General features: G+C 68.0%; 18 protein-coding genes. 12 read left to right on the top strand and 6 right to left on the bottom strand.

Going from position 1 to position 21,222, the window contains the following annotated elements; translation table 11 throughout:
* Positions 1-41: 41 nt before the first annotated feature.
* Positions 42-1,118, bottom strand: a complete 1,077-nt coding sequence (locus tag ACQPYH_RS07640) for a BMP family lipoprotein (RefSeq protein WP_432888450.1) — start codon at positions 1,116-1,118, stop codon at positions 42-44.
* Between the two features lie 274 nt (positions 1,119-1,392).
* On the opposite strand from ACQPYH_RS07640, the gene ACQPYH_RS07635 reads away from it, so the two are divergent.
* On the top strand, positions 1,393-2,574 hold the full coding sequence (locus tag ACQPYH_RS07635; RefSeq protein ID WP_432888448.1) for an amidohydrolase: 1,182 nt from the start codon (positions 1,393-1,395) through the stop codon (positions 2,572-2,574).
* A gap of 3 nt (positions 2,575-2,577) precedes the next feature.
* On the top strand, positions 2,578-3,222 hold the full coding sequence (locus ACQPYH_RS07630; RefSeq protein WP_432888446.1) for a GNAT family N-acetyltransferase: 645 nt from the start codon (positions 2,578-2,580) through the stop codon (positions 3,220-3,222).
* A gap of 18 nt (positions 3,223-3,240) precedes the next feature.
* Here the strand turns inward: ACQPYH_RS07630 and ACQPYH_RS07625 are convergent, their stop codons facing one another.
* From ACQPYH_RS07625 to ACQPYH_RS07615, 3 genes are all read right to left on the bottom strand, one after another.
* Positions 3,241-3,744 carry a PIN domain-containing protein gene (locus ACQPYH_RS07625; RefSeq protein WP_432888444.1) on the bottom strand — a complete coding sequence of 168 codons (504 nt, stop codon included), beginning with the start codon at positions 3,742-3,744 and terminating at the stop codon, positions 3,241-3,243.
* Positions 3,745-3,828: 84 nt separating this feature from the next.
* A complete protein-coding gene (locus ACQPYH_RS07620; protein ID WP_432888442.1) occupies positions 3,829-4,599 on the bottom strand; it encodes a helix-turn-helix domain-containing protein in 771 nt (256 codons plus the stop codon).
* Between the two features lie 734 nt (positions 4,600-5,333).
* Positions 5,334-6,908, bottom strand: coding sequence for an acyl-CoA mutase large subunit family protein (locus ACQPYH_RS07615; protein ID WP_432888440.1), 1,575 nt, complete (start codon positions 6,906-6,908; stop codon positions 5,334-5,336).
* A 176-nt stretch (positions 6,909-7,084) separates the two neighbouring features.
* On the opposite strand from ACQPYH_RS07615, the gene ACQPYH_RS07610 reads away from it, so the two are divergent.
* The 4 genes from ACQPYH_RS07610 to ACQPYH_RS07595 all read left to right on the top strand — a co-directional run bounded on the left by ACQPYH_RS07610 (position 7,085) and on the right by ACQPYH_RS07595 (position 13,477).
* The gene (locus ACQPYH_RS07610; RefSeq protein WP_432888438.1) at positions 7,085-7,846 is read left to right on the top strand and encodes a hypothetical protein; all 762 of its coding nucleotides are present in this window, start codon (positions 7,085-7,087) and stop codon (positions 7,844-7,846) included.
* A gap of 163 nt (positions 7,847-8,009) precedes the next feature.
* A complete protein-coding gene (locus tag ACQPYH_RS07605) occupies positions 8,010-9,134 on the top strand; it encodes a glycosyltransferase family 4 protein (protein WP_432888436.1) in 1,125 nt (374 codons plus the stop codon).
* Positions 9,131-10,360: a glycosyltransferase gene (locus tag ACQPYH_RS07600; protein ID WP_432888434.1), complete on the top strand. Its 1,230-nt coding sequence runs from the start codon at positions 9,131-9,133 to the stop codon at positions 10,358-10,360. Before ACQPYH_RS07605 ends, ACQPYH_RS07600 begins: the two co-directional genes overlap by 4 nt.
* Positions 10,361-10,468: 108 nt before the next feature.
* Positions 10,469-13,477, top strand: a complete 3,009-nt coding sequence (locus ACQPYH_RS07595) for a choice-of-anchor D domain-containing protein (RefSeq protein WP_432888432.1) — start codon at positions 10,469-10,471, stop codon at positions 13,475-13,477.
* A 41-nt stretch (positions 13,478-13,518) separates the two neighbouring features.
* Here the strand turns inward: ACQPYH_RS07595 and ACQPYH_RS07590 are convergent, their stop codons facing one another.
* The gene (locus tag ACQPYH_RS07590; protein ID WP_432888430.1) at positions 13,519-14,328 is read right to left on the bottom strand and encodes an MBL fold metallo-hydrolase; all 810 of its coding nucleotides are present in this window, start codon (positions 14,326-14,328) and stop codon (positions 13,519-13,521) included.
* 185 nt (positions 14,329-14,513) lie between these two features.
* Here ACQPYH_RS07590 and sdhC point away from each other — a divergent pair, with 185 nt between their 5' ends.
* The 5 genes from sdhC to ACQPYH_RS07565 are packed head-to-tail and all read left to right on the top strand — an operon-like array spanning position 14,514 to position 19,031.
* Entirely contained in the window at positions 14,514-14,891 is a 378-nt protein-coding gene (gene sdhC / locus ACQPYH_RS07585; protein ID WP_432888428.1) for a succinate dehydrogenase, cytochrome b556 subunit, read from the top strand.
* 1 nt (position 14,892) lies between these two features.
* The gene (locus tag ACQPYH_RS07580; protein ID WP_432888426.1) at positions 14,893-15,348 is read left to right on the top strand and encodes a succinate dehydrogenase hydrophobic membrane anchor subunit; all 456 of its coding nucleotides are present in this window, start codon (positions 14,893-14,895) and stop codon (positions 15,346-15,348) included.
* Between the two features lie 9 nt (positions 15,349-15,357).
* Positions 15,358-17,100 (top strand): succinate dehydrogenase flavoprotein subunit, encoded by a 1,743-nt coding sequence (sdhA, locus tag ACQPYH_RS07575; protein ID WP_432888424.1) that lies wholly within the window; start codon positions 15,358-15,360, stop codon positions 17,098-17,100.
* Complete coding sequence (locus ACQPYH_RS07570; protein WP_432888422.1) at positions 17,100-17,804, top strand: succinate dehydrogenase iron-sulfur subunit; 705 nt, start codon at positions 17,100-17,102, stop codon at positions 17,802-17,804. The genes sdhA and ACQPYH_RS07570 overlap by 1 nt, the downstream gene beginning before the upstream one ends.
* A 57-nt stretch (positions 17,805-17,861) precedes the next feature.
* A complete protein-coding gene (locus ACQPYH_RS07565; RefSeq protein ID WP_432888420.1) occupies positions 17,862-19,031 on the top strand; it encodes a WD40/YVTN/BNR-like repeat-containing protein in 1,170 nt (389 codons plus the stop codon).
* Here the strand turns inward: ACQPYH_RS07565 and ACQPYH_RS07560 are convergent.
* A complete protein-coding gene (locus tag ACQPYH_RS07560) occupies positions 19,028-20,164 on the bottom strand; it encodes a CdaR family transcriptional regulator (RefSeq protein WP_432888418.1) in 1,137 nt (378 codons plus the stop codon). The genes ACQPYH_RS07565 and ACQPYH_RS07560 overlap by 4 nt on opposite strands.
* Positions 20,165-20,288: 124 nt before the next feature.
* On the opposite strand from ACQPYH_RS07560, the gene ACQPYH_RS07555 reads away from it, so the two are divergent.
* The gene (locus tag ACQPYH_RS07555; protein ID WP_432888416.1) at positions 20,289-21,221 is read left to right on the top strand and encodes a substrate-binding periplasmic protein; all 933 of its coding nucleotides are present in this window, start codon (positions 20,289-20,291) and stop codon (positions 21,219-21,221) included.
* Position 21,222 lies beyond the last annotated feature (1 nt).

Genomic DNA, 21,222 nt, shown 5'->3' with positions numbered 1-21,222 from the left:
GCCTTCCTGGCTCGCACCGTACTACGCGAACGCGCGATCGATCAGGACGCCTTCGGCTGTACCTTCGACTCGATCGTGATCTTGCCGCTGATGATGTCGGCCTTGATCGTGTCCAGCTCGGACTTCACGTCCGCCGGGACCTTGCTGTCGAAGTCGTGGAACGGCGCGATCGCCGTACCGCCGTTCTGCAGGGTGCCGGTGAACTGGGTGTTGTCGAACTTGTTGTCGACGACCGAGATCACCGCGTCCTTCACGGCGACGTCCATACCCTTCTCGACGCTGCTCATCAGCACCGAGCAGTACTCCTCGGCGCTGACGCAGCCGTCGGTGTCGACCCAGATCGCGTTGACCTTGCCGTTGCTGGCCTTGGCCGCCTGCAGACCGCCCAGACCCGACGGGCCGGCGACCGGGAACAGCACGTCCGCGCCCTGGGTGATCAGGTTCTGCGCGTTGTTCTGGCCCTTGGCCTTGTCCTCGAAGTCGCCGGTGAACAGACCCTTCTGCTTCTGGTCGTCCCAGCCGAGCACCTGGACGTTCTTGCTCTTCTGCGTGTTGTAGTACCGCACGCCCTGGGCGAAGCCGTCCATGAAGATGGTCACGGTCGGGATCTGCAGACCGCCGAACGTGCCGACCTTGCCGGACTGCGTCATCGCGGCGGCCAGGTATCCGGCCTGGAAGCTGGACTGCGCGGTGTTGAACAGCAGCGGCTTCAGGTTCGCGATGGGCGCCTTCGGCGCGGAGTCGACAATGGCGAACTTGATGTTCGGGTTCGCCTTGGCGGCCGCCTCGGTGGCGTCCTCGAGCTTGAACCCGACGGCCACGATGACGTTGCACTTCGCGCTGACCATCGCGGTCATGTTCGTCGTGTAGTCGTTGTCGGACTTCGACTCGGCCTTGACCTCGGTCAGGCCCTTCTCCTTCACGGCGTCCTGCAGGCCCTTGTACGAGGTCTGGTTGAACGACTTGTCGTCGAAACCCCCCGAGTCGGAGACCATGCAGGCCTTGAAGTCCTTGTTGGCGCTGCCGCTGGAGCTACTGTCGGTCGGCTTGCTCCCACAAGCGGCGACGGCGAGCGTCAGCACGCCCACGATCGCCGTTCCCCGCACGTACTTCTTCACCGGACGTCTCCTTCGTCGACCAGAAAATCTTTGCCCGGCACGCCTTCCCCCACGTGCCGCATCCGCAGACTATAGGGCGCGCCCCGTCATTCTTTGAACGTCGCGCAGGCCTCGATACCGGAAAGTGACCGGCATTCTCGTCACATTTCGACAACTTCTCCGGTACGGTCACCGGCTGCGCCACCCACGTCACGGTGTGCACGCTCCGTGGCGGCTCTCACGGACTGTGGTCGTCGCCGTGGGGCATCGACCGACTCTGGTGCACAATCTCGGGATGAGTCATCAGTTGCTGGTCGCGGACGTACTCGCGCGGGTCGAGGCGGTACGCGAGGAGATGGTCGACGTACGGCGGGATCTGCACGCGCACCCGGAGCTGGGGTGGCACGAGGTACGGACGACCGAGATCCTCGAGAAGCGGCTGGTCGAGGCCGGGCTGTCCCCGCGCGTGTTGCCGACCGGGACCGGCCTGATCTGCGACATCGGCGCCGGCGACTCCTGCGTCGCGCTGCGGGCGGACATCGACGCGCTGCCGGTGCCTGACGGCGTGGACGCGCCGTGGCGGTCGACGATCGACGGGGTGGCTCACGCGTGCGGTCACGACGTACACACGTCGGCTCTGCTGGGTGCGGCGCTGGTGCTGGCCGGAATGGCGCGCGACGGGCAGCTGGACCGGCGGGTGCGGGTGATCTTCCAGCCTGCGGAGGAAGTGATGCCGGGCGGAGCGCTCGGCGTCATCGCAGCCGGCGGACTCGACGGGGTCCGCCGTATTTATGGGCTCCACTGCGACCCGCGGCTGCAGGTCGGACAGGTCGGACTGCGGGTGGGCGCGCTCACCGCGGCCGCTGATCGGATCCTGGTGCGGTTGACTGGGCCGGGCGGTCACACGTCGCGGCCCCATCTGACTGCGGACCTTGTCTACGCGCTCGCGACTCTCGTGTCGGAGCTCCCCGCTGCGCTGTCGCGGCGGGTAGACCCGCGGGCCGGCATGTCGCTCGTCTGGGGCCGCATCACGTCCGGCTCGGCCGCCAACGCGATCCCGTCCCGCGGCGAGGCTGAGGGAACGCTGCGCTGCCTCGACGTCAACGCCTGGCGGCTGGCCGAGGAGCTGATCCCTTCGCTGGCCGAGCAGATCGTCCGCCCGTACGGCGTGGAGGTCGACACGGAGGTCACCCACGGCGTACCGCCCGTCATGAACGACACCACCGCGATCGGGGTCCTGCAGAACGCCGTACAGCAGACGCTCGGCTCTAGCGCGATCGCGCCCACGGACCAGAGCCTCGGCGGCGAAGACTTCGCCTGGTACATGGAACACGTCCCCGGCGCCATGGCCCGCCTAGGCGTCCGCCACCCCTCCGCAGAAACCGCCGCCGACCTCCACACCCCCGGCTTCACCCCCTCCGAAGAAGCCATAACCCTAGGCACCACAGTCCTAACCTCAGTCGCGTTGTTGGATTAGCAGATGACGACTTATCCGTTGCTTGACGTGCGGGTCAGTACGCCGGTGTTGGAGTTGCGGGGGGCGACCGACGAGCTGTTGGGCGAGTTGGCGGAGGTGGTTCGTGCCGGGAAGACGGATGCGGACCCACCGCCGTACGACGACCCGATCTCGCTCTACGAGCCCGATCCGGACCAGCGGGTGGCCAAGTGGATGCGGGCGATCTGGCGTGGTCGCGGGAAGGTGGAGAGCGACGCCTGGCGGCTGTACTTCGTGGTTGTCGTCGACGGGCGCCCGGTCGGGATGCAGGACCTCATCGGCGTGAACTTCTCCACCCTCGGCACGGTCACGAGCTTCTCGTGGCTGTCCGCCGATGAGCGCGGCCGCGGTCTCGGACATGAGATGCGCGCCGCGATCCTGCACCTCGCGTTCGAGGGCCTCGGGGCGAAGGAGGCGGGCAGCGACGCGTTCGTCGACAACCACGGCTCGAACGCAATCTCACGAGCCCTCGGCTACGAACCCAACGGCACAGACTGGGCCACCCGCCTAGGCGAACCCGCCCTCCTGAACCGCTGGCGCCTAACCCGCGAAAACTGGCAAACCCACCGCCGCCCCAACATCCACCTCCACAACACCGAGGCCTGCCAGACCTACCTACCCCTGTCGTGACACGACCAGCGCGAGCACTTACCGAACCTCGCTGATCAGGTCGACCGCTTCGTCCATCCCGTACTTGTCTCGGAGCATCTCGAGGAACTCATCGACCGAGATCGGCGGGTTCTTGCACCGCTGGGTCAGTTCGGCGACCGCCTTCAGCGCCCGCTGCGGTGAGACCGCCACAGTGTTGGCCGCGAACTCACTCGGCAACAGAACCTCGACACCGCGCGGAACCTTGTCAGCCGGGAAGTCCTTGAGATTGTTTGTGACAACCGCGCCTGCATTGCCTGCCACGGCGGCCGCGATGACGTGCTCGTCGTAGGGGTCGGGTAAGCCGAATGTGCCCTCGTACGGCTCCCAGTTCTGGACTTCGGCGTCGTCGAAGTGCGTACGCATCTGCTCGATGAGGTACGCGGCCCTGGTCTCCGCGTCGGCCTCGGAGAGTCCGTACTTCGTTGTGTGCTTGTCGATCTCACAGGCTTGCAGCTCATCGAGGATCGCGCTGCTCCACAGCGGGCGATAGAGGTTTTCCACGGCAAGACTGAGGATGAAGTCCCGCTGCCGGCTGGGCCAAAGGACGCAAGTATCTAAGAGGGCGGCGAACACACCCCAATACTCTCAGAGATCGGTAGGTCGCTTTCTGTGCTCGGCTCGCTGCTTCCTGATCCGCTTGAGTCGCTCGCTTACGACGGCGGGGTCCTCATCCTCACTCACGTCGACCGACATGTCGGCGATCGCCTGGTACTGCCGCTGGCGCCTCATCTCGCGGTAGGCAAGGAGATCCCGCAGGAGAACCTTCCGGCGATTGCCGATCCGTTCGCAGGCGAGCTCGCCGGAGTCGATCAACCGGACCACGGTCGGCCGGCTGACCCCGAGAAGATCTGCGGCCTGCTGGGTCGTCAACTTCGGCATGGTCGGCGAGATCGTGACCGCCTTGCCGGCCTTCAGCGCCGCGACAGCCTGAACCAGCACCAGGTGGAGCGCTTCAGGGACCTCGATCTGCTCGTGTTCTTCAGCACCCGCGAGGAAGTATCGCCGTTCCGGGCGCTCGCCCGTCTTGCTGTGGTGCGCATCGAGGAAGCTGGCGATAGTCGCCATCTGCTCCTGCTCTTCAGGCAGGTAGGTCTGCGACTCAAAGAGCTCGGCAGCCATGACACCTCCTGTAACGAACACATCGAACGGACTTTCGCAACGTTCGAATATCGTCGCATGCAACGCGCGGTTTAACAAGCCAAGCTGCAGGACGGCTGGACGTCTGGCGTCGAGGCGCTCGCTCTTGTACGTCGACCTGGACCTGGTCCTCGACCACCGCCCGGCGCCGAGGACGTCCACCCCACGGCGCATGACGCGCACACCGCCGAAGGCCGCCAACGACCAGCCGCCGCGCAACGGCGACCTTTCTGCCTGCTCACCACATCAGCCCGCGCCCACCACATCCGCCCAACAGCAGATGGCGCGCACGCCGCGGAAGCCGGCCAACAGTCAACTGCCGCGAGGCGGTGTCGCTCCCCTGCGCCTCCTCGCCCATCCCGTCGCCTGCGCCTGGGCATGCGCGCGTGGACGGATATGCGCCGGCGCCGGGGCATGCGCGCGTGGACGGACCTGCGCCGCCGGAGGCGGCCAACCAGACAGCCGCCGCGCAGCGGTGTCCTTTTGCCTGCTCACCACATCAGCTGGCGCCCACCACATCCGCCCGACAGTGCAGGTGCGCACGCCGCCGGAGGCTGCCGACAGGCAGTCCCCGCGCAGCGGTGTCCGCTCCGTGTGGCTGCTCGCTCAGTTGTTCGCTTGCGCCGGAGCATGCGCGGGTGAACGGACCTGCCCCGCCGCCGGAGGCGGCCAACAGGAGAGCCGCCGCGCAGCGGTGTCCTTTTGCCTGCTCACCACATCAGCTGGCGCCGACCACATCCGCTCGACGGCGCACGGCGCGCACGCCGCGGGAGGCGGGCCAACAGGACAGCCGCCGCGAAGCGGTGTCCGCTCCGTGTGCCTGCTCGGCCACCTCATCGCCCGCGCCGGGGCATGCGCGCGTGGATGGACGTGCACCGCCGCCGGAGGCGGCCGATAAGACAGTCGCCGCGGAGCGGTGTCGTTTCGAGGGTGTGTTTGGCGGTGTTCCTGGTTTAGAAGGTGTCGGCGGGGACGTAGGTGCCCCAGACTTCTCGGAGGGTGTTGCAGACTTCGCCGACTGTGGCTCGGGCTTTTAGGGCTTCTTTCATCGGGTAGAGGCAGTTGTCGTTGCCTTGGGCAGCCTTTTTCAGGGCGGCGAGGGCTTCGTCGACGGCTGCCTGGTCGCGGGTGGCGCGGAGGTCTGCGAGGCGGGCGGTTTGCTGGGCCTCGATCGTGGGGTCGACGCGGAGAGGCTCGTACGGCTCCTCCTCGGCGATCTTGAACTTGTTCATCCCCACGACCACACGCTCGACCGAGTCGATCTCCTGGGCGATCTGGTACGCCGACCGCTCGATCTCCTGCTTCTGGAAACCCTTCTCGATCGCGGCGACGGCCCCGCCGTACTCCTCGACCTGGTCCATCAGCTCCACCGCGGCGGCCTCGACCTCGTCGGTGAGCGACTCGACGACGTACGAGCCGGCGAACGGGTCGACCGTGGCGGTGATGTCAGTTTCGTACGCGAGGACCTGTTGCGTGCGCAGCGCAAGACGGGCCGCCTTCTCGGTCGGCAGCGCGATCGCCTCGTCGTACGAGTTGGTGTGCAGGGACTGCGTCCCACCGAGTACGGCGGCCAGCCCCTGGATCGCGACGCGGACGAGGTTGACCTCGGGCTGCTGCGCTGTCAGCTGTACGCCGGCAGTCTGGGTGTGGAAGCGCAGCATCAACGACTTGGGATTGCGAGCGCCGAAGGAATCCCGCATCACCCGCGACCAGATCCGCCGTGCCGCACGGAACTTCGCGACCTCCTCCAGCAGCGTCGTCCGCGCGACGAAGAAGAACGACAGCCGCGGCGCGAACTCATCCACGTCCAATCCGGACGCGACCGCGGCGCGGACGTACTCGATCCCGTTCGCCAAGGTGAAGGCGATCTCCTGCGCGGGCGTCGCCCCCGCCTCGGCCATGTGATAGCCGGAGATCGAGATCGTGTTCCACCGCGGCAGCTCCGCCTGGCAGTACGCGAAGATGTCGCTGATCAGCCGCAGCGACTCCTTCGGCGGGTAGATGTACGTCCCGCGGGCGATGTACTCCTTCAGTACGTCGTTCTGGATCGTGCCGGTGAGCTTGTCCGCGGACACGCCCTGCTCCTCGGCCACCAACTGGTAGAGCAGCAGAAGCACCGACCCGGGCGCGTTGATCGTCATCGACGTGGAGACCTGGTCCAGCGGGATCTTGTCGAACAGCACCCGCATGTCGTCGATCGAGTCGATCGCCACCCCGACCTTCCCGACCTCACCAGAAGCGATCGACGCGTCCGAGTCGTAACCCATCTGCGTCGGCAGGTCGAAGGCCACGGACAGACCGTGAGTCCCGTGGTCGATCAGCTGGTGGTACCGCTGGTTCGACTCGGCCGCGGTCCCGAACCCCGCGTACTGCCGCATCGTCCACGGCCGCTGCGTGTACATCGTCGGGTACACGCCCCGGGTGTACGGGAACTGCCCCGGCTCCCCCAGCTTCCCCGCCGGATCGAACCCCTCGAGCGGCTCGTACACCGGAGAGAACTCGAACCCGGACTCGCTGCGATGACTCATTCCCCCACGGTATTCCGAACCACCGCCGCACTGGTATGCACCAGCGCACGTCGCCGATGTGTGCTCCGGCACACGCCTCCGTTAGATTTCGTCTTCCGCCCTGAAAGGACTCCGATGTCGACGCACCGGCCGACGGCGGGCTCACACTCGCGGACGGCGTCTTCGCCGGCGGCACGATGACAGGTCAGGCGAAGGCGCTCGCCGACGCGCTCACCACACGTGGTCTCGAGTGCAGCGTGCGATTCACCAGCGCCGACGGCGGACACTCCGGCTGTTTCGCCACATCGGGTCGTACGACGCTCGCGGTCGCCTTCCAGTACAAGCAGGGCGGCGCGGTCAGCGCGCTCACCATCAAGGCCACCGGCAAAGGCGAGACCGCGCCGGCCCTGCAGTCGCTGGTAGCCACGGTCGGACCGGTCGCGTTCCCCGCGGACCTGGAGAAGCTGACCGGAGTACTACGGCAGACCTGGGGCGGCGCGATGGAGGGCAACTGGGGGAAGTACGAGATCGTCGCCCGGGGTCCGAAGACGGTGATCAACGCCGAGAGGTTCGGCAACCAGCAGATCAAGGTCCCGGTACTGCACCTCGACACCACCGAGCCCGAGTTGGCGAAGGACCTGACCGGCGACGGCTACACCTGTGCGACCGACAACGAGACGTGTCAGCGCAAGCCGGGGCTGGCGCTGAAGTTCTCCGGCGCGGACACCGGTATCACCTATCTCGTCGCTACCGGAGCAACCTCCGCGCAACTGTCCGAAGACCTACTCGACCGGCTTCACGGCAGCGCCGTCGCGCCGATCCAGGATTGGGTATCCCAGCACCTCGACGGGAAGACCCACATCGCGTACGTCGCCGGCTGGCGTGTCGACCTCGAGGTGATCGGCAAGCAGCTCCGCCTCACCCTCTTCAACGAGGAGTTCTTCCTGCTGATGACCTGATCAACCCCGGGTCCCGGTCCCCAGAGTTCGCGTGCGACTAACCGAGCACAGCCCGGTGGCAACCTGAAGGACACTTCAAAGCCCTGCACCTGTCGACAGGGCATCCACGCGGGGTCACGAGAGCGTCGCCCAGGGTTCATGCACGGTGAGGAACCTTCGAAGTGTGCGAATCGTGATGGTGGCCGAGACTTTCCTGCCGCAGATCAATGGCGTGGCGAACACGGCTCGCCATGTCGCCGACCGGCTGCGCGCCCGTGGGCACGCACTGCTGATCATCGCCCCCGGACCCGGGCCGGACGCGTACGGCGACGTACCGGTGATCCGCGCCCGCAGCTTCCGGACGCCCGGCTACAAGGAGTACCCGGTCGGCCTGCCGGATCCGTCGATCGAGCGGGCGATGGCCGACTTCAAGCCGGACCTCGTGCACCTCGCCTCGCCGTTCATCATCGGCGCGTACGGTCTGCGTGCGGCCCGCAAGCTCGGGCTGCCGACGGTCGCGATCTTCCAGACCGATATCGCCGGCTTCGCCCGCCAGTACCCCTGGTACGCCGCCGCCGACCGCGGCATCTGGCGCTGGGTACGCCGGACGCACTCGCGCGCCGACCGCACGCTCGCCCCCTCGTCCTCGGCCGTCGATGCGCTGGTGCAGCGCGGCGTACCGCGGGTGCACCTCTGGGGCCGTGGCGTGAACCTCGACCTCTTCGACCCCGCGAACCGCAGCGAGCAGTGGCGCCGGGAGATCTCGCCGGACGGCAGGCCGATCGTCGGGTACGTCGGCCGGCTGGCCGCGGAGAAGAAGGTCCGCCGGCTGGCCGAGCTGACCGAGCTGGACTGCCGGATCGTGATCGTCGGCGACGGGCCGGACCGCGCCTCGCTGGAGAGTGCGTTGCCGACGGCAACCTTCCTCGGGATGCGCCGGGGCGCCGACCTGGCCTCGATCTTCGCCGGGCTGGACGTGTTCGTCCACACCGGCGAGCACGAGACGTTCTGCCAGACGATCCAGGAGGCGCAGGCGTCCGGCGTCGCCACCGTCGGCCCGGCCGCGGGCGGCCCGCTCGACCTGATCCACCCGGGCCAAAACGGCCTGCTGTTCGAGCCGGGCAAGGCGGGATCGCTGCGCGACCAGGTGAAGATCATGCTCGACCACCCGCAGGCCCGCGGCCGGATGGCGGCCGCCGGACTGGAACGTGTCCAGTCCCGGACCTGGCCGGCCGTGGTCGACGACCTGGTCGACCGGCACTACGCCGACGTACTGCGTGAGGCAGCGGCGATCCGGCGGGTCGCGTGACGGGGCTGCGGATCGCCCAGCTGGCGAACTTCGTCGGGCCGACGTCCGGTGGCATGCGGACCGCGATCGAGCAGATCGGCCAGGGGTACGTCGAGGCCGGTGCCGAGCGGATCGTGATCACACCGGGCGAACGCGACGAGGTGACCGAGACCGAGTTCGGCACGGTGGTCCGGGTGAAGGCGCCGAAGGTGAGCGGCGGGTACCGACTCATCACCAACCCGTGGAACGTGATCGACGTACTGAAGAAGTTCGGGCCGACGACGGTCGAGATCTCGGACAAGTCGACGCTGCTCCCGGTCGCGCGCTGGGCCCGTCGCAACGACATCGGCACGATCCTGTTCAGCCACGAGCGTCTGGACGCGATGCTGGCGCTGGGTTCGGCCCGTCCCGGTCAGCTCGGCGGCCACGACGTACTGCGTCCCGGCCGGATGCTCGGCGAAGTCAGCCAGCGCACGAGCCGCTGGACCGGTGAAAGCGTCCAGCGCCGGGCCGAGGGTGTGAAAGCCAGCCAGCTCCACGTGGTCGCGACTGTCGCCGCGCTCTACCGGATCCTCAGCCGCACGTACGACGCGGTGGTGGTCACGTCCCGCTACGCGGCCGCGGAGTTCGACGAGGTGACGACCCCGCTGGTCCGGATCCCGCTCGGGGTCGACCTGGAGACCTTCCACCCGTCACGGGCCGAGCCGGTCGACGACGGCGTACTCAAGTTGGTGCACGCCGGCCGCCTGTCGCGGGAGAAGAGCCCGCACCTCGCGGTCGCCACCGCGGTCGAGCTGCACCGCCGCGGCGTGAAGCTGCAGATGGACGTGTACGGCACCGGCCCGCACCTCGACGAGCTGATCGAGATCGCGGGCGACGCGCCGATCACCTTCCACGGGTACGTCGACGGCCGCCAGACACTCGCCAGGCATCTCGCCGAGGCCGACATCGCACTGTCCGTCTGCCCCGGCGAGACCTTCGGCCTGGCCGTCCTCGAGGCCCTCGCCGCCGGCACCCCGGTCGTCACCGCCAACACCGGCGGCGCCCGCGAACTAGTCGACGAAACCTGCGGCCGCTGGGAGGCCGCCAACCCCTCCGCCTTGGCCGACGCGGTCCTCGCGCTGGCGAAGGTCCCCGGCCGCCGGGCCGCCGCCCGCCACCGAGCCGAACGCTACGAATGGCAAACCTGCGTCAACCGCATGCTCACCCTCCACCACCGCGTCGCCCACTCCCGCCTCGCTGCCTGACTGCAGCAAGCTGCAACCAGCTTGCGGTCTGGTCCGTTTTCGGGATAGTTCTTTCCCTTTCGCCGGTGTCGCTCGGGGTGCGCCGGAGTCCCCTGCCCTGGAGATTCAATGCGCCGCGCCCGCAAATCGACCCTGTTCCGCGCTGCCCTGGCCACCGCCCTCGCAGCCATCACCCTCCCCTTCATCGCCCACGCCGCCTTCGGCGACGAAACCGCCCTCAGCGGCCCGACCGCACAGGTGTTCCCGACCCGCGCAGGCGTCGGTATCACCTGGAACCCCGTCGACGCATCCGCCTACCGCGTCGAGCGCAAGGAGGGCAGTGCCGACTGGGGTAACGTCAGCGGCCCGCTGAGCGCCGCGAGCGTCAGCTGGGTCGACGACAACATCGCCCCCGGAACTACGGCCTCGTACCGGGTCGTCGCGACCGCCGACGCCGAGACCGCCGCCGGCGCCCCGGTCACGACCACCCGCAACACCACGACTCCGGCCGTCGGCGACATCGACGTACTCGCTCTGGACGTGGACCCCGGCACGACCTGGCCGCACGACGAGATCGCCGATGCGGTCACGGCGTCCGCACCGGCCGACGGCTCTCGGACGCTGTCCGCGGGCACGGTGAAGGTCCGGCTTCCTGCGTTCATCGCCGGTCCGGGCAACTACTCGCTGACGCCGTCCGAGCTCGAGCTCACCCAGGGCGACCACAGCTGCACCGCGAGCGGATACCTGTCGGTCACCGCCGTGGCTTACACGGCCGCGCTCGAGCTCGATACTCTCACCGCAAGCCTGCGCATGCACGATTGCGACGGCAGTCCGGTCTTCCACGCGATCGACCTGCGCTACCACAGCACGGTCGGATACCAGGCGCTGTCGGTCACGCCCGAGAAGTACGACTTCGGCAAGGTCAGGTACGGCGTGGGCGCGGCCGCGTCCTTCACGGTGAAGAACACGGGAACCGCTCCGGTCCAGATCACCGGCGTCTCGCTGACCATGGTGGGGAACGCCTGGCGGCTGAACCCGGACGCTCCGCACGACTGCTCGCAGACCTTGGCGCCGGCGGCAACGTGCTCCGTGAGCGTGCGGTTCCTGCCCGAGACGACCGGCCCGGACTCGGACACCCTGACCATCTCGGACTCCACCTCCTTGGGGCGTCACACGGTCGCCGTGACCGGTTACGGCGTCGACGTGCCGCAGGCGCAGGAGGTGACGGTGCGGTCGACGTACAGCGGCCACACGGTGAGCTGGGAGTCGCGGCAGACCGCGGCGGGAACAGCCGTTCGCGGCTACAACCTGCACCGCTACCTGAACGGCGCGGATACCGTCGAGTGGTTCCCCGTGAAGACGTCCACGGCCGACTTCACGGTCGCCGAACCCAGCACGAAGGTCGGCATCGAGTACGCCGTGTCGGTCGTCAACGAGGTCGGCGAAGGCCCTGTCGGCGCCCGCAAACCCGTCCCGCCGGCGACCGAGCAGATCGCGATCACGCAAGGAGACCAACCGGACGCCCTGGACCTGGCCGCCGCCGACCTGTACGGGCACGTCGTGCCGTTCCCGGCCGCCGCCGACCCGGTCACCCCGAAGGAGGGCCTCGCCAGCTCTCCGGACGGGCGGTCGCTCGCCTACGTCACGAACACCACCGAGCGGTCGCTGTGGACGCAGCGGGTCGAGCCGGGCGATCTCGGCGTACCGGTGAAACTCTGGACCTCCACAGCGCCGATCACTCACCTGTCCTGGTCGCCGGACGGCACCCGGATCGCGTTCCAGGCATCGGAGAACGCCACGCCGTGCGTGTACGTGATCGCGGCCGCAGGTGGTACGCCGCTGAAGGTCGACTGCCGGCTGTCCAGCCCGAGCTGGATGCCGGACGCCCGCACCTTGGTGGTGTCCGACCACCGCATCACGCCGAGCCGGCTCGCGACGGTCGAGGCGACGGCCGGCGGCAGCCGAACGACCACGCTGCCGGATCAGACCGAGGTGGCGGACGGCCGGCCGGTTCGAGTCTCGGCCGACGGCCGGTACGTCGCGTTCGGCGACGGCTCGACAGTGCGACTGGCCGGGACGCAGCGAACGAGTCCGTCGCTCGACTCGGAGGTGCGGGCGATCGCCTGGTCCGGCAACACCTGGATCCTGGCGCTGACGGCCGGCGGCCGGGTCTACCAGCTCGGCCTGGATCTCGGCGGCGACCTGTACGTGTACAACGAGCTCGCCAGACAGACGGCTACGCATCGGGCCGACGTCGCCTGGCAGAAGCTCGGGGTCGTGATCGGGCCGACGCCGGCGGTGATGGGAACGAACATCTCGATCCCGTTCGACGGCTCCGCCTTCCCGGCGGGCACCAAATTCACGTGCGAGGTGAAGGGATCGTTCAGGCCCGCCGAGCCGTGCACCTCACCGTTCACGGCGCCCGAACTGCGGTCCGGTAACTACCAGGTCGTCATCGGCGGGGCGTACCGGGACATCACGGTCGACGCGACCGGACCGGTGGCTCGGATGGTCGGCCCGGCGTACCAGTCCTCGGTCGCCGCAACGGCGACCCTGAGTGTGTCGGCCACGGACGCGAGCGGGGTCGCGTCGTACGACGTGCAGTACCGGCGGGCCACATCTGCCGGGCCGTACAGCGCCTATGTGCAGCCGTGGACGAAGACGACCGCGACGTCCATGAACCTTGCGGTCGCGGCCGGGTACGAGTACTGCGTCTCGGTGCGGGCGTGGGACAAGCTCGGGAACGTCGGCCAGTGGAGTGCCGAGCGCTGCTTCTCGCGGCCGTTGGACGACCGGTCGTTGGCGATGGCAACGACCGGGTGGGCGCGCGGGTCCTCGACGAAGTTCTACTTCGGGACGGATACGCAGACCACGGCCTCCGGCGCGGCATTGACGCGGACCGTGCAGGGCAAGCGGTTCTTCCTGATCGCGACGCGGTGTCCGACCTGCGGGGCCGTCGCGGTCTACGCCGGGAACCGGCTGCTGACCACGCTCAACCTCGCCTACCCGACGACGCACTACCAGGTCGTGCTCGGGTTGCCCGTGCAGAGCACGCTGTTCAACGGAACGCTCACGTTCCGCACGGTCAGCGCCGGGAAGATCGTTCAGATCGACGGATTAGCGGTCGGCAGGACCTGACCGGTGCGGCCGGACGTCCCACAAGACGTCCGGCCGGCGGCTCAGGTCAGGTGGTCGTAGTCTCCGCGGGTCCAGGCTGCGTGGCGGTCGGCGGAGCGGCGTACGACGGCTTTGGCGTCGGTTGGGATCGAGGCGCCGAAGTTGTTGTAGAGGCGGTCGTACTCATAGGGGTCGAGGGAGCGGGCGACCCGGTCGACGACCGCGCCGGACAGCGGGATGCGGTTCGGGTAGCTGCGCATGAAGCTCACCGACGTGCGGTCGGGGTTCGCGAAGATCGTGTCGCCGGACAGGATCACACCCTTGCCCTCGGCACCGTTCTGCCAGTGCACGACCGCGCTGCCCGGGAAATGACCGCCTGGTTGGAGAACCGTCACTCCGGGTAGCGGCGTCAGCTTGCCCGACCAGGTCCGGATGACCGGGTCCAGGCGGGCGACCCACTCCTTGTCGGCCTCCGAGACATACACCGGTACGTCGCCGAGGCGGTGGCTCCACTCGACCTGGACGCCGTACATGTGCGGGTGGCTGGCGATGATCCCCGCCACGTCGCCCAGCTCGCGGACCCGGCGTACGGCGTCGTCGTCGACGTACCCGATCGGGTCCCAGAGCAGATTGCCCTCGTCGGTGACGACCAGCATCGACTGCTGACCGATACCGATCGGCGGCTTCGAGCGGACGCCGTACAGGTTCGGCTCGACCTCGTCGATAGTGACCTCGGTCCCGGCCAGCTCCTCGAGCGTCGTCCAGTGCTGCCCGTCGGCGGGCACCCACTGGCGTTCGTCGGCGCAGATCGCACACACGTCGACCTGCTCGGAGTGCTCGACCGCACAGGTCGCACAGATCCAGAAACTCACTGTAGTTCTCCCCTTCGGTTCTGATGTGCCGTCAGCCAACGTGTTCAAGCTCGGTTGAAGTCAAGCTACGACGCGACCGAGATCACATCCACCGCGATCGATGTCACAGCTGTCAGGACATTTCACCGCGGCGGGCGGGTCTAGCATCAAAGACGATTCGGCGAAACCCGTTCGAGGAGGATCTGGTGCCCAGCAAACCAGCCGGCACGCTGTACCGCGGCCGGGAGGGCATGTGGTCATGGGTCGCGCACCGCATCACCGGTGTCGGGATCTTCTTCTTCCTGCTGGTGCACGTGCTGGACACCGCGCTGGTCCGGGTCTCGCCGCACGCGTACAACGAGGTCATCGGCACCTACAAGAACCCGATCGTCGGCCTGCTCGAGGTCGGGCTGGTGGCCGCGATCCTCTTCCACGCCTTCAACGGCATCCGGCTGATCCTGATCGACTTCTGGGCCAAGGGCCCGCGCTACCAGCGGCAGCTGATGATCGGCGTCGGAGTGATCTGGGTCGTGCTGTTCGTGCCGTTCGTGATCCGTCACCTCTCCCACGTCTTCGGAGGCTGAGATGAGCGAGATCGCGGCACCCCGGTCGAGCAGCCGGTCGCGAAGCCTGAAGGGCGGCGGCCGGAACCGCTCGGGCCAGACCAACTTCGAGCTGTACAGCTGGCTGTTCATGCGGCTGTCCGGGCTCGCGCTCGTCATCCTCGTGCTCGGGCACCTGTTCGTGAACCTGATGCTCGGCGGCGGCATCACCGCGCTGGACTTCGGCTTCGTGGCCGGCAAGTGGGCCAACCCGCTCTGGCAGGTCTGGGACCTGCTGATGCTGTGGCTGGCGATGCTGCACGGCTCGAACGGCCTGCGCACGATCATCAACGACTACGCCGAGAAGGACCAGACCCGGTTCTGGCTGAAGGCCCTGCTGATCACGGCTGCGCTCGTGGTGGTCGTCCTCGGCACGCTGGTGATCTTCACCTTCGATCCCTGCCTCGACCCCAACTCCACATTGTCTGTCTGTAACTAAAGGAATTTCATGCAGCAGCACCAGTACGACGTCATCATCGTCGGCGCGGGCGGCGCAGGAATGCGGGCCGCTCTCGAGTCGAGCAAGCGGACCCGGACCGCCGTACTCACCAAGCTCTACCCGACCCGGTCGCACACCGGCGCGGCCCAGGGCGGCATGTGCGCCGCGCTGGCCAACGTCGAGGAGGACAACTGGGAGTGGCACACCTTCGACACGGTCAAGGGCGGTGACTTCCTGGTCGACCAGGACGCCGCCGAGGTGATGTGCCGCGAGGCCGTCGACGCGGTCCTCGACCTGGAGAAGATGGGCCTGCCGTTCAACCGGACCGCCGAGGGCAAGATCGACCAGCGGTTCTTCGGCGGCCACACCCGCAACCACGGCGAGGCCGTCGTACGGCGCTCGTGCTTCGCGGCCGACCGTACCGGTCACATGATCCTGCAGACGCTCTACCAGCAGTGCATCAAGCAGAACGTCGAATTCTTCAACGAGTACTACGTTCTCGACCTGCTGATGACCGACGGCAAGGCCAGCGGCGTGGTCGCCTACGAGCTGGCCACGGGCGAGCTGCACGTGTTCTCGGCCAAGTCCGTGATCTTCGCGTCCGGCGGTTTCGGCAAGGTCTTCCGTACGACGTCCAACGCGCACACGCTGACCGGCGACGGCATGGGCATCGTGTGGCGGAAGGGCCTGCCGCTGGAGGACATGGAGTTCTTCCAGTTCCACCCGACCGGCCTGGCGGGTCTCGGCGTACTGCTGTCGGAGGCGGCCCGTGGTGAGGGCGGCATCCTGCGCAACAACGAGAACGAACGCTTCATGGAGCGGTACGCGCCGACCGTGAAGGACCTGGCGCCGCGGGACATGGTCGCCCGCGCGATGGCCAACGAGGTCCGTGAGGGTCGCGGTTGCGGTCCGGACGGCGCGTACGTGATGCTCGACCTGACCCACCTCGAGCCCGCGCACATCGACGCGAAGCTGCCGGACATCACCGAGTTCGCGCGGACGTACCTGGGCGTGGAGCCGTACACCGAGCAGATCCCGGTGTTCCCGACCGCGCACTACGCGATGGGCGGTATCCCGACCAACATCAAGGGCGAGGCGCTGGCCAACAACGAGGACGTGATCCCGGGCCTGTACGCCGCCGGCGAGGTCGCGTGCGTCTCGGTGCACGGCGCGAACCGCCTCGGCACGAACTCGCTGCTCGACATCAACGTGTTCGGCCGGCGGGCCGGGATCGCGGCCGCGGAGTACGCCGCGACGGCCGCCTTCGAGGAACTGCCGGACGACCCGTCGGCGTACGTCGTCGAGCTGGTCGAGGGCCTGCGGACGTCGACTGGCGAGGAGCGGATCGCGGCGATCCGGTCGGACCTGCAGGCGACGATGGACCTGAACGCGCAGGTGTACCGGACCGAGGGCTCGCTGAAGCAGGCGCTGGTCGACCTCGAGGCGCTCAAGGTCCGATTCGCGAATGTCGCCGTCCAGGACAAGGGCAAGCGGTTCAACACCGACCTGCTCGAGGCGGTCGAGCTCGGCTTCCTGCTCGATCTGGCCGAGGTGCTGGTCGTGTCGGCGCTGGAGCGCAAGGAGTCCCGCGGCGGGCACTTCCGCGAGGACTACGCCACCCGTGACGACGTCAACTTCATGCGGCACACGATGGCGTACCGCGAGGTAGATGCCGACGGCAACGAGACGATCCGGCTCGACTACAAACCGGTCGTCCAGACCCGTTACAAGCCGATGGAGCGCAAGTACTGATGGACGCACACGTCAAGATCCTGCGGTACAACCCCGAGGTCGTCGACGAGGCCGAGTGGAAGACGTACACCGTAAGTCTTGAACCGACCGACCGGGTGCTGGACGCGCTGCACAAGATCAAGTGGGAGCAGGACGGCACGCTGACGTTCCGGCGGTCCTGCGCGCACGGTGTCTGCGGCTCCGACGCGATGCGGATCAACGGCCGGAACCGGCTGGCCTGCAAGACGCTGATCAAGGACCTGAGCCCGGACAAGGAGATCACCGTCGAGCCGATCAAGGGCCTGACGGTGCTCAAGGACCTGGTCGTCGACATGGACCCGTTCTTCGAGGCGTACCGCGCGGTGATGCCGTTCCTGGTCACCAGCGGTCACGAGCCGACCCGGGAGCGGATCCAGTCGCAGGCCGACCGCGACCGCTTCGACGACACCACCAAGTGCATCCTGTGCGCCGCCTGTACGACGTCGTGCCCGGTCTTCTGGTCCGACGGGCAATACTTCGGCCCGCAGGCGATCGTCGGCGCGCACCGGTTCATCTTCGACAGCCGCGACGAGGGCACCGAGCAGCGGCTGGAGATCCTGAATGACAAGGAAGGCGTCTGGCGCTGCCGCACCACCTTCAACTGCACCGACGCCTGCCCCCGCGGCATCGAGGTCACCAAGGCCATCCAGGAAGTGAAGCGCGCACTCATCTTCCGCCGGGTGTGATCGGCTGCGCCCGCCGTCCCTTAAACTTCATCCCGGTCAATTCGTGGGTTACCGGGGGTGAGTGTGGAGCAGCGCGTCCGTGAGTTCGTCGACCGCTACTACCCCCGGCTGGTCGAACTGCTGGAGCGCTGCGGCATCCCGCGGAGCAAGCCGCCGCTGCTCGTGCTCGGCGTACTGGCCGCCACGACGTCCATCGTGGTGACGACGGTGCTCTGGATCTCGCACCGGGTCGATGCTGAGTCGGGGCCGGTGGCCATCGAGCCCGCCTCCGCCGGGCCCGCCGGGACGGCGGTGGTGAACGCCGAGCGGGCGCAGGTGCTGTCGATGACGATGGTGACGCGGAATCGCTGGGCGGCCGGCTGGTCCGACTGCACGAGCGGCCCGAACTGCCGGTACGCCGCCGTACTCGATCGCGACGGCGCCCGTGCGACCTCGCCGGAGTGGCCGGTCCCGTACGCGACGCTGGCGACGGGTGACGAGGCGATCGCGGTCGCCCCGCCGCGCGAGGGCACGCTCACCGGGGACACGACGATGATGTTCCGGATGACGTACGACGGCCCGGTGCTGACCCGCCTGCGGTACCGGCTGTCCACTTCGACGTTCGAGCCCGGTGAGATCCTGACCGACCAGATCGTGCCGGGCCGGATCGTGGTGGTGAACCCCAAGGAGTCGTCGGTCCGGATGCTCGAGACCCGCGGTAGCCGGTCGCCGGTCTGCGACACGAGCGGGCGGTGCTGGGTGCTGACCGGGGTCGGGCGGACCGACATCATGTGGACCGACGACGGCGGGAAGACCTGGCGGTCGCAGGCGCTGGACAACCGCAACCAGCTCGGGAAGCTCGCCGTCAGCCCGGACGGCCAGACGCTGGTGTCGACCTCGGTCATCGTCGGCGACAGCGGGCAGGCGGTCGCGAAGATGCGCATCTCGACCGACCGTGGACAGACGTGGACGCTCGTCCAGCATCCGCCGCAGAGCCTGAACACGCCGCCGCTCGCGTTCGACGACGGTACGGCGATGATGCTCGGCGGTCGGCTGGGCGACCGGCCGCGGCTGTACCGGGTGCGGGACGGGGCGGCCAACCTGGACCGCGGGTATCCGGGTGATCTGGCAGATCTCGCCGGGGACGAGCACTTGATGTACGGGTTCGAGGTGCCCAAGCGGCGTACGACGGAGGTCGTGCTGAGCACCGACGAGGGCGCCACCTGGACGAAGTTCGCGCCTCGCTAGTCGAGCTGTGATGCCAGGCAGGCGAGGTAGAGCGTGAGAGTGGCGCGGTGGTCGCGCCAGGGTTGGCCGGTCAGGCGCTCGACCTTCTCCAGGCGGTAGATCAGCGTATTGCGATGGATGTGCAGCGCCTCCGCGGTCCTGACCAGGTTGAAGCCGCTCTCACACCAGGCGATCAACGTCGCCCTTAGATCGAGCCAGTCCGTCTGCGTAGCCAACTCCCCGGCAACCAGCTTCAACAGCCGAGCCCGAGCCCGATGCCCCACCGCCGCCAACACCTGCTGCCCCCGCAACTCGTCAATGAGGTACGCCGTCCCGCCCGGCGCACACTCCTTCCCCAACCGCAAGGCATCCCCCGCGTCGGCGTACGCCTCCCGAAGCCCCACCACCCCACGAGCAACCCCACCAACCCCCGCCCGAGCCCCAAACCCATGCCCCAAGCCAATCGCCCGAGCAGCCCGCTCCCCCAGCTCCCGCCGGCTGCCCCGCTTCAGCGTCGGGAGGAGCGCGAAGCGGCCTGCGGTTATCGCCGCCACCAGGTCGGAGGGGCCGAAGGCCTGGCGGAGGGTGCGGAGTAGTTCCGGGCGGACTGCTGCGACGTCGGCGGCGGCCGGTGTGGGCTCGTCTACCTCGACGATGATGACCGTGCGCGGGACGGTCAGGTCGAAGCCGAGTTCTTTGGCTCGGGCGGCCAGGAAGGCGGGGTCTACTACGTCCTCGTCGAAGGAGCCGATGTCGCGGACGAGCTCTTCCAGGGCTCGTTCGCGGAGCAGCCGTGAGCGCAGTTCGACCGACTCCTGCAGCAGGATCTCCGTCTGCCGTCGTACGACGAGGCCGAACCGCCGCACCTGACGCGGCGAACCGGTGATGCCGACCGTGCCGACCGCCTCGCCGTCGATCACGATCGGCAGTGTCATGCCGGGCTTGACCCCGCGCAGCCGGGCAGCCTCCGCCGCCGTATGCCAGGCCGCCTGCTGGGACGCGAGCACCTCGACCGACGCCTCGTGGAAACTCCCCAACCGCGAGGCGTCCCCGCTCCCGATCACGATCCCGCGGTCGTCGGTGATCAGCACGTTGTAGCCGATCACCTCGGAGGTGTCCCGGGCGATCTGCTGGGCCAACGGAGCAGAGAGCATCTTGTACGAAGCGTACGACGAACAACGTCGTACGTCAGCAAATCATGGACCGATCGTCCAATGACGGCGTACTCCGTCATCCCTAGCCTTGAAGAAATCGGGGTGAGGCCACGAAAGGCATGCCATGTCGAAAACTCTCATCGCACGATCCCGGATCGCTCCCCTGCTGACCGTCGCCGCGCTGCTGATCGGAAGCCTGACCGCCTGCGGAGACGACTCCAAGGCACCGGTCTCGGACGCGGCCGCGGCGCTCGGCACCCTCGAACCCGGGGTGCTCAAGGTCGCGATCCAGCCGTACGCGCCGTACACCTCGCTGGTCGGCGACAAGATGTCCGGCCTCGACGCCGACATCCTGAACGCGGTCGCGGACAAACTCGGCCTGAAGGTCAAACCCGAGCTGACCGACTTCGCCGGCATGCTGGCGAGCGTCCAGTCCCGCCGCGTCGACATCACCATCGGCGGCGTCGCATGGACCGCGGAACGGCAGAAACAGGGCCTGTTCACGGACCCGCCTTACTACTCCCCGCCCGCGATGGCCGTCCGCGCCGGTGAGCACTACCAGACCGTGAAGGACCTGGAGGGCAAGAACCTCGGCACCGTCGAGGGCTACGTCTGGGTGAAGTCGATCCAGGCCGTCCCCGGCGCCAAGCTGCACGCGTACCCGGACGGCAACGGCGTCTTCGACGACCTCGGCGCGGGCCGGATCAACGTCGGCTTCCTCGACCCGCTGCTCGTCCTCGCGGCCCAGAAGGAACGTCCGGAGCTCAAGGTCGAGACGCAGTACCTCACACCCCCGACGGCCGCCGACGTCGCGGCGCATCCGGCGTACCAGTACTTCCAGCAGTACATGACCGCGTTCTACCTGCCGAAGCAGGCGACCGCGCTGGAGAAGGCGATCTCCGAGCAGATCCGCGCGATGTACGCGAACGGCGAGCTGACGAAGCTGATCCAGAAGTACGGCGGCGACCCGAACCAGTTCCTCAAGCCCGCGCCGGAGATCGCCAAGACCCGGCAGAACGTCGACCGCCCCGCCGACTGGCAACCGCCGTCCATCTGAG

Origin of the sequence: Kribbella sp. CA-245084, from assembly GCF_050942355.1 — a bacterium.
In the GTDB taxonomy this organism is placed as follows: domain Bacteria; phylum Actinomycetota; class Actinomycetes; order Propionibacteriales; family Kribbellaceae; genus Kribbella.
The sequence above is the reverse complement of the archived record's forward strand: the minus strand, read 5'-3'. Positions and strand labels throughout refer to the sequence as shown.

What these genes read in the sequence shown, in the direction of transcription:
- ACQPYH_RS07635 (WP_432888448.1), top strand. Translation starts at nt 1,393, where the DNA reads ATGAGTCATCAGTTGCTGGTCGCGGACGTACTCGCGCGGGTCGAGGCG.
- ACQPYH_RS07630 (WP_432888446.1), top strand. Translation starts at nt 2,578, where the DNA reads ATGACGACTTATCCGTTGCTTGACGTGCGGGTCAGTACGCCGGTGTTG.
- ACQPYH_RS07615 (WP_432888440.1), bottom strand. Translation starts at nt 6,908, where the DNA reads ATGAGTCATCGCAGCGAGTCCGGGTTCGAGTTCTCTCCGGTGTACGAG.
- ACQPYH_RS07610 (WP_432888438.1), top strand. Translation starts at nt 7,085, where the DNA reads ATGACAGGTCAGGCGAAGGCGCTCGCCGACGCGCTCACCACACGTGGT.
- ACQPYH_RS07595 (WP_432888432.1), top strand. Translation starts at nt 10,469, where the DNA reads ATGCGCCGCGCCCGCAAATCGACCCTGTTCCGCGCTGCCCTGGCCACC.
- ACQPYH_RS07580 (WP_432888426.1), top strand. Translation starts at nt 14,893, where the DNA reads ATGAGCGAGATCGCGGCACCCCGGTCGAGCAGCCGGTCGCGAAGCCTG.
- sdhA (WP_432888424.1), top strand. Translation starts at nt 15,358, where the DNA reads ATGCAGCAGCACCAGTACGACGTCATCATCGTCGGCGCGGGCGGCGCA.
- ACQPYH_RS07570 (WP_432888422.1), top strand. Translation starts at nt 17,100, where the DNA reads ATGGACGCACACGTCAAGATCCTGCGGTACAACCCCGAGGTCGTCGAC.
- ACQPYH_RS07560 (WP_432888418.1), bottom strand. Translation starts at nt 20,164, where the DNA reads ATGCTCTCTGCTCCGTTGGCCCAGCAGATCGCCCGGGACACCTCCGAG.
- ACQPYH_RS07555 (WP_432888416.1), top strand. Translation starts at nt 20,289, where the DNA reads ATGTCGAAAACTCTCATCGCACGATCCCGGATCGCTCCCCTGCTGACC.